The 13,830-nt window shown below is 44.4% G+C and carries 11 protein-coding genes; 4 read left to right on the top strand and 7 right to left on the bottom strand.

The features are described from left to right. Positions 1-36 precede the first annotated feature (36 nt). On the top strand, positions 37-2,043 hold the full coding sequence (rnb, locus tag AB4493_RS00630) for an exoribonuclease II (RefSeq protein ID WP_017059497.1): 2,007 nt from the start codon (positions 37-39) through the stop codon (positions 2,041-2,043). 188 nt (positions 2,044-2,231) lie between these two features. Next, positions 2,232-3,062, top strand: coding sequence for an AraC family transcriptional regulator (locus AB4493_RS00625; RefSeq protein WP_017059496.1), 831 nt, complete (start codon positions 2,232-2,234; stop codon positions 3,060-3,062). Positions 3,063-3,246: 184 nt separating this feature from the next. On the opposite strand, the gene AB4493_RS00620 is transcribed toward AB4493_RS00625, so the two are convergent. Then, positions 3,247-3,609 (bottom strand): DUF3024 domain-containing protein, encoded by a 363-nt coding sequence (locus AB4493_RS00620; protein ID WP_017059495.1) that lies wholly within the window; start codon positions 3,607-3,609, stop codon positions 3,247-3,249. A gap of 253 nt (positions 3,610-3,862) precedes the next feature. Here AB4493_RS00620 and AB4493_RS00615 point away from each other — a divergent pair, with 253 nt between their 5' ends. Beyond that, positions 3,863-4,678: a phosphate ABC transporter substrate-binding protein gene (locus AB4493_RS00615; RefSeq protein WP_017064361.1), complete on the top strand. Its 816-nt coding sequence runs from the start codon at positions 3,863-3,865 to the stop codon at positions 4,676-4,678. A gap of 75 nt (positions 4,679-4,753) precedes the next feature. On the opposite strand, the gene AB4493_RS00610 is transcribed toward AB4493_RS00615, so the two are convergent. The 3 genes from AB4493_RS00610 to AB4493_RS00600 form a co-directional block, all read right to left on the bottom strand. Next, positions 4,754-5,440 carry a MaoC family dehydratase gene (locus AB4493_RS00610; RefSeq protein ID WP_017059493.1) on the bottom strand — a complete coding sequence of 229 codons (687 nt, stop codon included), beginning with the start codon at positions 5,438-5,440 and terminating at the stop codon, positions 4,754-4,756. A 334-nt stretch (positions 5,441-5,774) separates the two neighbouring features. Beyond that, positions 5,775-8,927, bottom strand: a complete 3,153-nt coding sequence (locus tag AB4493_RS00605; RefSeq protein ID WP_372154365.1) for an efflux RND transporter permease subunit — start codon at positions 8,925-8,927, stop codon at positions 5,775-5,777. 11 nt (positions 8,928-8,938) lie between these two features. Beyond that, positions 8,939-10,075 carry an efflux RND transporter periplasmic adaptor subunit gene (locus AB4493_RS00600; RefSeq protein ID WP_372154364.1) on the bottom strand — a complete coding sequence of 379 codons (1,137 nt, stop codon included), beginning with the start codon at positions 10,073-10,075 and terminating at the stop codon, positions 8,939-8,941. A gap of 259 nt (positions 10,076-10,334) precedes the next feature. On the opposite strand from AB4493_RS00600, the gene AB4493_RS00595 reads away from it, so the two are divergent. After that, positions 10,335-10,778 carry a dCMP deaminase family protein gene (locus AB4493_RS00595; protein ID WP_004737813.1) on the top strand — a complete coding sequence of 148 codons (444 nt, stop codon included), beginning with the start codon at positions 10,335-10,337 and terminating at the stop codon, positions 10,776-10,778. 114 nt (positions 10,779-10,892) lie between these two features. On the opposite strand, the gene AB4493_RS00590 is transcribed toward AB4493_RS00595, so the two are convergent. The 3 genes from AB4493_RS00590 to pepT all read right to left on the bottom strand — a co-directional run bounded on the left by AB4493_RS00590 (position 10,893) and on the right by pepT (position 13,632). Further along, positions 10,893-11,735 (bottom strand): mechanosensitive ion channel family protein, encoded by an 843-nt coding sequence (locus AB4493_RS00590; RefSeq protein ID WP_372154363.1) that lies wholly within the window; start codon positions 11,733-11,735, stop codon positions 10,893-10,895. A gap of 120 nt (positions 11,736-11,855) precedes the next feature. Further along, on the bottom strand, positions 11,856-12,323 hold the full coding sequence (locus tag AB4493_RS00585; RefSeq protein WP_372154362.1) for a DM13 domain-containing protein: 468 nt from the start codon (positions 12,321-12,323) through the stop codon (positions 11,856-11,858). A gap of 76 nt (positions 12,324-12,399) precedes the next feature. Next, positions 12,400-13,632, bottom strand: a complete 1,233-nt coding sequence (gene pepT / locus AB4493_RS00580) for a peptidase T (protein WP_372154361.1) — start codon at positions 13,630-13,632, stop codon at positions 12,400-12,402. Positions 13,633-13,830: the final 198 nt, after the last annotated feature.

Below are 13,830 nucleotides of genomic sequence, written 5' to 3'. Positions count from 1 at the left end.
AGTGTGCTCAATTGTCCTCGATAGATAAAAGTCAAAATGTTTCAAGATAATCCTCTACTCGCTCAGCTCAAGCAGCAAATCCAAGAAACCCTCCCTAAAAAGGAAGGTACCATCAAAGCCACTGAAAAAGGTTTTGGTTTTCTCGAAGTTGATAGCAAAACAAGCTTCTTTATCCCGCCTCCGTACATGAAGAAATGTGTGCACGGTGACAAGGTGATTGCCATCATTCGCACAGAGAAAGAGCGCGAAGTAGCAGAGCCTGAGGAATTGGTTGAACAAGGTCTTACTCGCTTTATTGCACGAGTTAAGCTTTTCAAAGGCCGATTGAACGTTGTTCCTGATCACCCGCAGCTCAAAAAACTGCAACTTAAAGCGAAAGCAATGAAGGGTCTAAACCCTGAAACGCTTAAAGAAGGTGACTGGGTTGTTGCTCATATCGTTCAACACCCATTAAAAGGTGACAATGGTTTCTTGGCTCAGATCTCTGAGAAAATCACAGACGCTGACGACAAGATTGCACCTTGGTGGGTAACGCTGGCACAAAACGATCTACCAAACAGCGAGCCTGAAGGCATCGACAACTGGCTAATCAACGATGACGCCGATCTTGAACGTGTAGACATGACGCACGTCCCTTTTGTGACTATCGATGGCGAAAGCACAAAAGATATGGATGACGCGCTTTACGCGAAGAAGAAAGAGAACGGTGATTTTGAACTGACTATCGCAATTGCTGATCCAACGGCTTACATCTCTCCAGATGATGCGATGGATAAAGTGGCACGCGAGCGCGGTTTCACTATCTACCTTCCTGGTCGCAACATCCCAATGTTGCCTCGTGATCTTGCTGACAACCTATGTTCACTGATCGAGAACGAAGTTCGTCCTGCACTTTGCTGCACAGTAACGGTATCTAAAGATGGCGTTATCGGTGATGACATTAACTTCTTCGCTGCAAACATCAAATCTCATGCTCGTCTTGCTTACGACAACGTATCAGACTGGCTAGAAACAGGTGCATCAGAGAAATGGCAACCATCAGAAGAGATTGCTGCAATTGTTTCTGATCTTCACCAATTTGCTCAAGCACGTTCAGCATGGCGCTCAGCAAACGCTGTTGTGTTCCCAGATCGCCCTGACTACCGCTTTGAACTGAGCGAAGATAACGATGTTGTCGCTATCCACGCTGACATGCGTCGTAGCGCAAACAAGCTGGTTGAAGAATCAATGATCAGCGCGAACATCTGTGCGGGCCGAGTACTAAAAGAGAGCTTCAACCAAGGTGTGTTTAACTGCCATTCTGGTTTCAAGGCTGAGAAAATCTCCGACGTTCTTGAACTGGTAAACCCGCAAGCGGAAACGCCGTTCACTGAAGAGCAAATCATTTCTCTAGAAGGTTTTGCTACTCTACGTCGTTGGTTAGGTTCTTTAGATAACAGCTACTACGACAACCGTATTCGTAAATTCCAAGCGTATAGCGAGATCAGCAATGAGCCTGCACCGCACTACGCGATGGGATTAGATATTTACGCAACTTGGACTTCTCCAATTCGTAAATATGGCGACATGATTAACCACCGTATGCTTAAAGCACACATCTTAGGTAAAGCGCCAATTCAAACACCAGATGAAACTATCGGTGATGAACTTGCCCTGCACCGCCGTCACCACGGCATGGCTGAGCGTAATGTTGGCGATTGGTTGTATGCTCGCACTCTAGCCAATGCTCCAGCAGAAGAAACTCGTTTCCAAGCTGAGATTTTCGATATTAACCGTGCAGGTATGCGTGTACGTTTACTTGAAAATGGTGCTGCTGCATTTATCCCTGGATCTCTCATTCTTAATAATAAAGAAAGAATAGAGTGCAACGGTGATATGGGTACTGTATCTATCGATAAAGAAATGGTATACAAACTGGGAGACGTTTTAGAAGTAGTTCTCTCTGAAGTTAATCAGGAAAACCGTAACTTAGTAGCAAAACCTACTCAAGTATTTGCGGACTTGCCTAGCGAGCCTGAAACGACAAACGAAACCGAAGCTTAAAGGCGTTAACAGCTACAGCTTTCAAGGTTTCGGCTTTCAAGGTCAAAGCTATCAAGGTCAAAAGCTTCAAAGGTTCACTTCTAAAGGCGCTAATTATTAGCGCCTTTTTTGTAAATGTCTCATGCTTAAACAATACTTAAAAAAAACAATCAATAAGCAATCAATTTACAACGTCAAAGAAGCTCACTATGTCATCAATCACAGTTACTCAGTTCAGAAACTTCATTCCCAGGAGACGAGAACGTTATCCTGCCTCTAAAAACGGTATCTTTATAGTGTCGAAAGGCAGCATTTCTTTTGTGTTGCCCAATGGTACTCAAGCCTCGTTGCAAGCGGGAGATTTCACCCTTTACAATTCTGGTCAGATTAAAGACATCACGGTTAACACTGAAAATGGCGAATTCAGCGCAACCTGCTTAGATTTTGATTTGGCTATCTTTCAAAAGTTCATTAATCAGTTCAGCGATTTAGAGTCCGCTCGAATCCCAGACAAGTACATTAAGTTCAATCAAACGGATACTGAGCTCTGTCAGTTGAAAGATCTCATCATGTCACTGGCCAACTCTTCTTCTCAGAATGACTACGCACTCACTCAATTAGGCTTAAGTTTGCTGTCTTTGATGGTGGAACAGTACCCAGCTCTATTGGCTATTATTGCTCGAGCTTCAAGGTTAACCGTGACCCAAAGAGTCATTCATTACATCGAGCAAAACATTGAAAACAATATCTCTTTGGATACGCTCGCCAGTTACATGGGAATGTCACCGGCTACGCTTAAACGTCGCTTATCGGCTGAAGATCTGTCGTTCTCAAACTTATTAAAGATAAAACGTATTGCTCATGCAGCCACTCAGCTAAGAGCATCGGATAAGTCGATCACTCAAATCGCGTATGAGTCAGGCTTTAAAAGTGCCGCTCACTTCAGCACGGCCTTTAAAACGTATCACGGAAAAACACCAAAAGACTTCCGATCGCTAGTGGCACAAGCACAACTGCAGAGCGTAAAGCCGCAAGTTTAAAGAAACAAAGCGATAGATTGATGTGGACGTCTTAGTTGGGAACTGGTGTAAACCAAGTGGCTTCAATATTAAGCCACTTGGGTGTGGGATGAGATGATTTGGCTTTGGGATTCAGTGGTTGAGTTTTGATACTCATTGATTCAGCTTTGCGAGCAGGCCACCAGCAAACGTGAAAACAGAGTGACTATGACCAGAAGTACGATTTAGGGTCTTTTTCTATTTCCGCCAAAATAGCATCAAGATCCTTCGATTTAGGAAGGTACGGATACGGCCCCCAATTCACAGAGTCGGTTTCGACATCCCCTTCAAGCGGCACCATCACTAACCAACAAGACAGCGACTCATCAAAAGTCACGCAGACGATCTCGTTTGTATAATCACTGTGAGATGAGTCGAGTAGATAATGCGCCTGAGAAAACAGCACACCACCCTCACACTCTTCATATAGGGATTTGCCTAGCTCGACAGGTAAACTTCGATTTCGAGATGTACAGAGCCTCTCGGCCCCAATTAAAAGACGATTCAGCTCGATATGAATGACGGACATAACACCCCTTGTAACTTCATAGAAACTTCTAAGTAGTGAATTCCTCTACTTAGCTTAGGACTCAACAAACATTTTAGCGAACAAGCGTAATCAAAATACCGGCCCTGCTCCCAGAAACGAATCTTGCTTTCGGAAACCCAGAAAGCTACGACTCATCAAGCGAACAGCTATACATCGAGAGTATGGAATTTCACAAAAGTGTCATATAACCGACCTATCATATGCGACAAATGTTATTAACTAGGAGTTGTTTATGTTACGAGTCGCGCTTGCCTCTCTTTTATCCTTAGCCCTGTCTTCTCATGCTGCTTTAGCACAAGAAACCACTATTTCGGGCTCCACTTCAGTATCACGAGTGATGGATGTATTAGCTGAGGAGTACAACAAGACTCACCCTGATAACTATATTGCGGTTCAGGGCATTGGTTCTACAGCAGGTATTACCATGGTTAATAAAGGTGTCTCTGACATCGGTATGAGCTCGCGTTATTTAACCGACCGCGAACAAGACGAGAAGTTGAAGGTATTTCCAATTGCCTTTGACGGCCTAGCTGTAGTAACTAACCGCTCAAACGCTGTAAGCAACGTTACACGTGAGCAGCTGTTCGATATCTACAAAGGCAAAATCACGAACTGGAAAGCTGTGGGTGGCGCAGATCAGCCTATCGCAGTTGTCACTCGCGAAGCGTCTTCTGGCTCACGCTATAGCTTCGAAAGCTTGCTTGGTTTAACGAAGATCATTAATGACCGTCTAGTGTCTGACATCAACCCAAATAACTTGGTTGTAAACAGCAACAGCATGGTTAAAACGATTGTTAACCATAACCCACACGCGATTGGTTTTATCTCTGTTGGTTCAATCGACCGTTCGATTAAAGCAATTACATTTGAAGGCGTAGAGCCAACATCTAAGAACATTGCTAACCACAGCTATGAATTGGCTCGCCCATTCTTGTTGCTGCACAAGACAGACTCAGTTTCTGACGAGAGCAAAGACTTCATCAAGTTCGTGAAGTCAAAGCAAGGGCAAGACCTTATCGAAGAGTACGGCTACACTCGCATTAAATAAGTGAGTGAGTTTTATCTTATGAAAAAAAAGAGAGAGCATTAAGCTCTCTCTTTTTTTGGAATCTATATGGTTCGTTTAGAAGTGAAGTTGAATCACTGAAACGATCACAGCGCCAGGACGACGAATACCTTCGATTTCTACGCGGATTTCGCGTTCAATCTCTAGGCCTTTCTTAATTGGCGTTACTTTTGTTAGCGTACTTTTAGCACGAACGTTACTGCCCGATTTTACAGGGTATGGGAAACGTACTTGGTTAAGACCAATGTTTACGACCATCTTCGCTGTTGGGAATTGAGACTTGTCAGGGTCAACACTGTCAGTCAATCGAGGAAGCAGAGATAAAGTTAAAAAACCATGTGCGATGGTTGTTTTGAACGGAGAGTCTGTTTCCGCTTTTTCAGGTTCAGTGTGAATCCACTGCATATCTTCAGTAACAAGGCCGAACTGGTTAATACGGTCTTGACTTACATTGATCCAGTCGCCAGTATGGATGACTTCACCGATCTGCTGATTAAGCTCATCAAACACAAGTTGTGCTTCAGGCTTAAGTACGATCGGCTGTTCCACCGGCATCTCTGGTGCATCTTCATTGACAGCAGGTTTGTGGTGATCACGAACCCACGCAAAGAAATGGCTATTTTGCGTACGATTAAGAAAGTCGCCCCAGTAATCTCTAAGAGCTGGAGACATCCATTGCATAAACTCTGAGTGTTGCGAAGACATGCTATCGCCTCGGTGTTTAAATAAATCAATGACTTTCATAAGAACCTCAATGCACAAAAAATTTCAATATAACTTCGTAATTTTGAAACACTTCACACTATTGTGCAAATGTTTTCGAGCATACAACCGTTAGCTGAACCTTGTTAAAATCATATTAAACATATACTTACCAATAAAACATCATTTTATTACAAAACCCAAATTAGAGTGTTAGCTCTATCACATGACAAACATTTGTTTATATAAAAGGCGTTTTTATTCATAAGTGGAATAAAAAAAGGCTTAGCGCAATGCTAAACCTTAGTTTTTACAAGGAATTAGTTTTCCGAGGGTTGGTCTTGTAAGAGACGAATCTTACAAGACACTCAATCCCCTATTCGTCATCAAGCGGAACCAGCTTGGTATTACCACCGTGTGCTTTCTCACGCTTACGTTGCACGAATGCGTAGAAGCCAGGGATTAGGAACGTACCCGCCAGTAATACACATAACAGGCCGCCGATCAGTGAAATACCCAGAGAGTTCTGACTCACGTGACCTGCGCCCGCAGCGAAGATAAGCGGGAAGATACCTAAGATGAACGACCAAGACGTCATGTTCACAGCACGGAAACGCAGTGTACCGCCCTTCACCGCTGCATCTTCAATCGGTGCGTCTTTCTCTTCACGCTCTACCTTTGCGAATTCCACAATCAAGATTGCGTTCTTCGCGGCCAAGGCTATCAAGAGAACCAAACCTATTTGTGCATAAAGGTTCAGCGGAGTGCCCGTTAGATTCAATGCCAAGAAGGAGCCTAAGGTTGCGACAGGTACCACGAGGATAATCGCAATCGGAATTGTCCAACTCTCGTATTGAGCCACCATAAACAGGTAGATGAAGATCAGAGCCAGTGCGAAAGCAAAGATCGCTTGGTTACCTGCTAGTACTTCTTGGTAAGCCATGCCTGTCCATTCGTACTGATACCCCTGAGGCAATACTTCTGCAGCTACGCGTTCCATTGCCGCAATCGCATCACCACTTGAGTAACCTTCTGCAGGTTGACCTTGAATCACGGCACTGCGGTACATGTTGTAACGCCATGCTACATCTGGTTCGAAGATCTGATCGTAAGTCACCAATGTGCTTAACGGGATCATCTCGCCATTAGACGAACGAACGTGGAATCGTTGTAGGTCGTCCATGCTGCTACGGTGTTCACTGTCAGCTTGCATGGTTACGCGGAAGTTCTTACCAAACATGGTGAAGTCGTTCACGTACAACGAACCAAGGTTACCTTGTAGTGTTTGGAAAATTTCCGACAACGGAATACCTAATTGCTGCGCTTTCTCACGGTCAATATCGACATAGTAGTGAGGTACGTTCGCACGGAAAGTACTGAATGTGTGTGAAATCTCAGGCTGTTTGCTCGCCTCAGCTATCACGTCATTCATCACCATCGCTAGATCAGTTCGGCTACGACCTAATGTATCTTCAAGAACGAATTCAAAACCAGACGCTGCACCCATACCCGGTACTGCTGGAGGCCCCATCGCAAACACGACAGCTTGAGGAAGTTCAGTCGCAGCACGACCATTAATACGCTGTGAGATAGCCTGAGCAGAGTGTTGACCATCCAGTGCATTACGCATGTCCCAATCGTGAAGCTTGATGAACATTGACGCACCATTCGACGCAGAAGCGCCCGTCATAAATGCGTAGCCGTTAACCAGTGTTACGCCATCAACACCCGGCTCTTGTTCAACCATTTCAAGCAGCTGCTTAGTCACTTCTTCGGTTCGAGACAAGGATGCCGCGTCAGGAAGCTGAACGTTAACCAGCAAAATGCCTTTATCTTCTTGAGGTACAAACGCCGTAGACGTTGTCTTCGCAAAATAAGTCACAGCCGCCAAAGCCACAAAGAAGAAAGTGAACAGCAGAACGCCTTTCTTAACTAAGAAGCCAGCCACTTGACCGTATTTGTTAGTAACAGACTCTAGACCACGGTTAAATGCTTGGTACCAACGCGCCGTGTTACCACCACCCTGCTTAAGAACCAGTGAACACAATGCAGGTGATAGCGTTAATGCGTTAATTGAAGAGATAACAACCGCGATACAGATAGTCAGAGCGAACTGACGGTACATGATGCCAGTAATACCAGGAAGCATTGCAACAGGGATGAATACCGCAAGTAGAACCAAGGTCGACGTAATGATCGGCCCCGTTACTTCTTTCATCGCAATAAGCGTGGCTTTACGCGGTGAAATGGTTGGGTCTTTAGCCATTGTGGTATCAACGTTCTCGATAACCAAGATCGCATCATCTACTACGATACCAATCGCTAGTATCAAACCAAACAGGGTTACCGTGTTGATGGTGAAACCCGTCATCTGCATGATGGCAAACGTACCAATCAAAGATACCGGAATCGCAACTACAGGAATCAAGGTTGCACGCGCACTACCCAAGAACAGGTACGTTACCGCAATAACCAGCAAGATGGCTTCGATTAAGGTCTTTACTACCCCTTTGATCGACTCAGCAACAAACAGTGTAGTGTCGTAACTTGCTTCATACGCCACGCCTTCTGGGAAGTTCTTGCTTAAGTTTTCCAGCATCGCCATCACAGCTTTGCCACTTTCCAGCGCGTTAGCGTCTGATTGAAGTGACAGCGTTACGATCGACGCATCTTGACCACGGTATTTACCATTACCGTCGTAGAACTTTTTACCAAGCTCAACACGTGCAATGTCTTTTAAGTAAACCGTTGAACCGTCTTGAGTTGCACGAAGAACAACATTTTCAAACTCATCAGCTGTTTCTAATCGACCTTTTGTTACCAAGTTGAACTGCACTTCTTGTGCGTTGTTATAAGGTGCAGCACCAATACGGCCTGCAGCAACTTGAACGTTCTGCTCTGCCAACGCGCGATTCACGTCTGAAGTGGTGATATTGAGGTTAGCCATTTTCTCAGGATCTAACCAAACACGCATCGCGTATTCACCACCACCCAACACGTTAACTTCACTGATGCCCTTCACACGAGCCAGTTGGTCTTTAATGTTTAGGTTAAGGTAGTTGATCAAGAATTGATCGTCGTACTCACCGTTTGGCGAATAGAAGTTCAATACCATCAAAAGGTCTGGTGAACGCTTTTTAACGGTGACACCCACCATTCTTACTTCTTGTGGAAGTTTCGATTCGATCTGAGCAACACGGTTCTGCACGTTGACCTGAGCCATATCAGCATCAGTACCGACATCAAAGGTCACGTTAAGGTTGTATGAACCATCGTTAGCACTTTTAGAGGACATGTAGATCATATCTTCTACGCCGTTAACCGACGTTTCTATGGGGTCGGCTATCGCCTGCTCCACCACTTCAGCACTTGCGCCCGTATAGAATGCAGACACACTGACCGACGGTGGGCTAATTTTTGGATATTCAGCCACCGGCAAGATAGCGAGAGAAATCGCACCCGCCAGCGTTAATATGATGGATATAACAAGGGCAAACTTAGGCCTTTGAATAAAGAAACGACTCAACATAAATAGCCCCCTTACTCAGCTTGTTCAGCAGAAGGTTGAATGCGAACGGACATACCATTACGGACACGCTGTAAGCCTTGAGTGATCACTGTGTCATTCTTCTCCAGACCGGAATGAACAATCACACCACCTTCAACCTGACGACCCATCTCGATGTTTCTGCGCTCAGCAACGGGTTCGGCTTCTCCTTCAACTAATACCATCACGAAGTCGCCTTCGAGGTCGGTTTGCACTGCACGACGAGGAATAGTCACAACATCAATAGGTTGTTTTTCACGTAGATCAACGCGAACGTGTTGGCCTGGAAGTAGTTGCTGATTCGGGTTATCAGCAATCGCACGCATCGCGATCGTACCAGTATTAAGGTTGATACGGTTGCCCAAGAAGTCAAGCTGACCTAGATGTTCGAACGCTTCACCATTCTCAAGCATAATCTGAACTTCAACACCTGCAGAGTCGCTGCTGCCGTCACCTTCAATACGGTCCATACCCAGCTCAATACGCTCACGCTCACTAATGCTGAACGATGCATGAATTGGATCTAGGCTAACCAAAGTCGTCAATACACCTGAAGACGGTGAAACCAGATCACCTTTACTTACTTTAGTGTCACTGATTCTTCCAGAGAAAGGCGCGATAATTTTGGTATGAGAAAGTTGGACATTCGCGGCGTTTAACTGAGCTTGGCTGGCTTCAAGCTGTGCTTGAGAGCCTAACAAGTTTGCGGTTAATGCATCAAATTCAGATTGAGAGATACTGCCTTTCGGAAGTAGATTTTTACCACGATTAAAATCAAGCTCAGCTTTTTTAAGGTTCGCGTTCGCTTGAGCAACAGACGCTTTTGCGCTTGCTACTTCGGCTTCAAACGAAGAAGGTTCAATCGAATAAAGCAATTGACCCTTTTCAACCATTTGGCCTTCATTAAAATGACGGCTTTGTAGGTAGCCAGAAACCTGCGCTGTAATAGCCGTGTCTTCAACGGCTTCTATACGACCGATATACGACTTACTTTGCTGGTGAGAAACAACGCTAACATCCTGTACAGCTACGAGAGGTAAAGGTGCTTGCTTGGCATTTTGAGCATCTTGCCCACACCCAGCAAGAATAAGAGAGCTTGCAAGAGCAGTAAGGATCAACTTTTTACGCATGGTTATACCGTCACTTATTAGTATTTGAACAGCATAAAATTTACGTAACACCTCTGTTACCATTGTCCGAGGAATATCAATTATAACTGGCCAAAGTGTATCAATATGTTAATTGAAACCAAGTGCTTATAAAGTGATTACAAACACGCTACAATTCCTAAGTAAATCAATCTCTCAGCTTTTGTTCTCTATGGATATTGTCTAACATAATGTATTGTCAGACAGATAAGCATTCACATTTAATTGTTAAGGAATTCTCATGATTTCAAAATGGGCTAAACGTTTCTATCAAATGGCGGAATTGGTCGGTTCTTGGAGTAAAGATCCTTCAACTCAAGTCGGCGCCGTAATCACTAAGCACAACCGTATTGTTTCCGTTGGCTTTAATGGCTACCCACATGGCGTGTCTGATAGTGCGGATACTGATGACAGAGAGATGAAGTACCTAAAGACACTTCACGCTGAAGAAAATGCGATTCTATTCGCTAAGCGTGATTTGGACAGTTGTGAAATATGGGTAACCCACTTCCCTTGTCCGAACTGTGCAGCAAAAATCATTCAAACAGGAATTTCAGCAGTACATTGCCCAGAGCAAAGTGAAGATTTCCTTTCTCGCTGGGGTGATAAAATCAAAGTTAGCCAAGATATGTTTGAGCAAGCTGGCGTGCAAGTCGATTGGCTGCCACTCGCTGACCTAGATTAAGCTATTAGATAGCAAGAACAAAAAAGCCGAGAGTCGATATTATCGCTCTCGGCTTTCTTTTTTGGACTTATAGTTTGGACGCTGTAGCTTAGTCGCAATAGACCGATGAGCAAATTAAGCGCTCGTTGGAAACTCCTCCGCGTACGCTTCCATAAAGTCCTTGCGAATGTCTTGCTCTAAATGAATCGCTTTTTCGGTCGGGCAGAAGATCATAAAATGTACTTCTTGCTCACCCGTCGAACTGCTCGTGATATGGATGTGAGGCTCAGAACCAGGAAGGTCAACACCAGCGTGCTTTTCGATCACTCCGTTATAACGGCGGGCAACATCGATAAACTCTTCGCAATGCTCTTCAATTTTCACAATAAGACCCGACAGCATAGGGTATAGGTTTACAAAGTCTTTCACCGTCACAACAAAGTTATGGTAAACATAGCGCTTCATGAAGTTGAGGTTCTTTACCGGATAAGTGAAGAACATGCTATTGGGTAGCGTGGCAGTCTTGCCAGTGAAATGATATTGCCCATGATACAAATCTATTTCTTGAATCACAGTCGCCATCAAATTGTGCTCAATCACCTCACCGCTGATTTTACCCACCTCAATCCAGTCACCAATTCTAAATGAACGAGAACTCGCACGCTGAATAGAACCTGTGAAGCACAATATGATCTCTTTAGATGCGACGACTATAGCAACCGCTATGGCCGTAACTGACAGTGCAAACTCACTGATTTCGGATTTCCACAACACAAATAACGTCACAACAATAATCGCGAATGTGCCGTTTTTGGTTCGTGACATCCAGTTACGTTGGTCTTCACTAAGGAAAGCAACATCACCTCTTATTTGAGATAAGGTGATTCGGCGAATGATTAAAATAATAGTGATAATCAACGCACTAAAAATAAACTTATGAGCGAGTAGAAAATCAATTACTTGCCACACTTTTTCCATTACTTATTCCTTAGCATTACAACGACGAGCTTTACAACGATTAGCGGAGACTTCGCTATGAAAAAGCGCTCAAAAATAGAGCGCTTTTTTACGTGCCTAAATCAGCTATTGGTAAGGCTATCATTTTATCTTGGCAGAAGTAATAAATTGGCCAAAAGTTTCACACCAAATCACAACCGTATTAAATCGATTAAGATCAGTACCTTCGGGAAGCTCAACCATAAAGCGGTCGAATGTTTTCACATCTCCGACTCTCAATAACTCGTTCTTGCTGTCATTGAAAGCGTGCTCGGTTTCAATGAACTTAGGCGAGAGGTAGATCTTGTAATCAGGTCCCGGCGCCAATTCACCTTCAAAAGCGATCGCACTTTCGGATACTGAGACGATGCCTTCTCCCCAGTGCAAGAAGTCACTGTCTTGTCGATCTTTAGTGAACTCGCCCGTGTAGATAGCCTGCTCACTGATCGCTTCAACAGAACTTGAGGAAGGAGAATCAGGCTCAATCAAGATAGGCAATGCGTAAACACCTAGCCCAAAACCAACAGCACCCACGGCTAAGTGGGTGCAAAGTAAAACTAACTTTTTCATCGCGTACTCCCTTATGCTTAAAGAGAGTATTATTGAATACTCTCAAAAATACAAAGAGATATAACGCTCTGATGTTCTATTTTTGGTAATGCGTTGCTGTACGTTGAGACAATTCGACAATCACTTTTACCGCTTGCTCCATGCCTTGAATGGTAATGAACTCATGAATACCGTGGAAGTTGTAACCGCCAGTAAAGATATTCGGACATGGTAGCCCCATGAAAGATAAGCGAGCACCGTCTGTACCACCTCGGATAGGCTTGATCATTGGCTCAACATCGCACTTAATCATCGCTTGCTTCGCCAATTCGATAATATGTTGATGCGGTTCAACCATCTCTTTCATGTTGAAGTAGCTATCGGTTAGCACCAGCTCAACACGGCCTTTCTCAAGGCGCTCATTCAGCTCATCGACTTTCTGCTGCATGAATGCTTTACGCGCTTCTACACCCTCACGTTCAAAATCACGGATGATGTATCCCAGTTCAGAGCGAGCCACACCCATTTCCGCCGATTTCAGGTGGTAGAAGCCTTCATAACCTTCTGTGCACTCTGGTGTTTCTTGCGCAGGCATCATCAATTGGAATTGCGCTGCAATGTTCATCGAGTTCACCATTTTATCTTTTGCGGTGCCCGGGTGAACGTTCACGCCATGACAGATAACATCGGCGCTCGTGGCATTGAAGTTCTCAAATTCCAACTCCCCTACTGGGCCACCATCGATGGTGTACGCCCACTCGGCGCCAAATTTTTCAACGTCAAACAGGTTCGCACCGCGACCAATCTCTTCATCCGGCGTGAAACCAATGCAGATGTCGCCGTGTTTGATGTCTGGATTCGCTTTCAGGTAAGCAATTGCACTGATGATTTCAGCGATGCCCGCTTTGTTGTCGGCACCAAGCAGAGTTGTGCCGTCAGTCGTAATCAGGTCGTGACCATGTAAAGAATCAAGATCTGGATACTGGCTTGGGTTCAAACTCTCGCCACTTTCCCCTAATTCAATCGTTCCACCTCGGTAATCTTTAATCACTTGTGGTTTCACGTTGGCGCCTGATGCGTCAGGAGCGGTATCCATGTGCGCCACAAAGCCAATCGCAGGCACATCGTAATCGACATTCGACGGCAGTTTCGCCATCAAGTATCCATTGTCATCTAAAGACACATCAACTAAGTCTAATGCCACCAATTCTAACTTTAAGGCTTCAGCAAAGGTAATTTGACCCGGTGAACTTGGGCATTGCTGATTAGAAGGATCGGATTTGGTATCAAAAGTAACGTAATTCAGAAAACGTTCTACAAGCTTTTCCATAATTCATCTCACCATGGATTAAGTAATTGATTTACTGACTTAATTATTATTTCGATAAGTGATACATCGTTAAATAAATACGAGCACAGAGTCAGTAGCGAGGGTTTTCATCTTACGCCCCTGACCATGTATGTAATTGCTCTAAATCATTATTGTGCGAAATTAGATGCGCTTCCTATACTTGAAAACAGAGGGTTT

Source organism: Vibrio sp. 10N.222.55.A1 (assembly GCF_041473835.1).
Taxonomy (GTDB): Bacteria; Pseudomonadota; Gammaproteobacteria; order Enterobacterales; family Vibrionaceae; genus Vibrio; species Vibrio crassostreae_C.
Note: the sequence above shows the minus strand (reverse complement) of the source record. Positions and strands in the feature narration are given on the sequence as shown.

Bases quoted from the DNA above. Each gene is read 5' to 3' on its own strand.
- rnb (WP_017059497.1), top strand. From the start codon at position 37: ATGTTTCAAGATAATCCTCTACTCGCTCAGCTCAAGCAGCAAATCCAA.
- AB4493_RS00625 (WP_017059496.1), top strand. From the start codon at position 2,232: ATGTCATCAATCACAGTTACTCAGTTCAGAAACTTCATTCCCAGGAGA.
- AB4493_RS00620 (WP_017059495.1), bottom strand. From the start codon at position 3,609: ATGTCCGTCATTCATATCGAGCTGAATCGTCTTTTAATTGGGGCCGAG.
- AB4493_RS00615 (WP_017064361.1), top strand. From the start codon at position 3,863: ATGTTACGAGTCGCGCTTGCCTCTCTTTTATCCTTAGCCCTGTCTTCT.
- AB4493_RS00610 (WP_017059493.1), bottom strand. From the start codon at position 5,440: ATGAAAGTCATTGATTTATTTAAACACCGAGGCGATAGCATGTCTTCG.
- AB4493_RS00605 (WP_372154365.1), bottom strand. From the start codon at position 8,927: ATGTTGAGTCGTTTCTTTATTCAAAGGCCTAAGTTTGCCCTTGTTATA.
- AB4493_RS00600 (WP_372154364.1), bottom strand. From the start codon at position 10,075: ATGCGTAAAAAGTTGATCCTTACTGCTCTTGCAAGCTCTCTTATTCTT.
- AB4493_RS00595 (WP_004737813.1), top strand. From the start codon at position 10,335: ATGATTTCAAAATGGGCTAAACGTTTCTATCAAATGGCGGAATTGGTC.
- AB4493_RS00590 (WP_372154363.1), bottom strand. From the start codon at position 11,735: ATGGAAAAAGTGTGGCAAGTAATTGATTTTCTACTCGCTCATAAGTTT.
- AB4493_RS00585 (WP_372154362.1), bottom strand. From the start codon at position 12,323: ATGAAAAAGTTAGTTTTACTTTGCACCCACTTAGCCGTGGGTGCTGTT.
- pepT (WP_372154361.1), bottom strand. From the start codon at position 13,632: ATGGAAAAGCTTGTAGAACGTTTTCTGAATTACGTTACTTTTGATACC.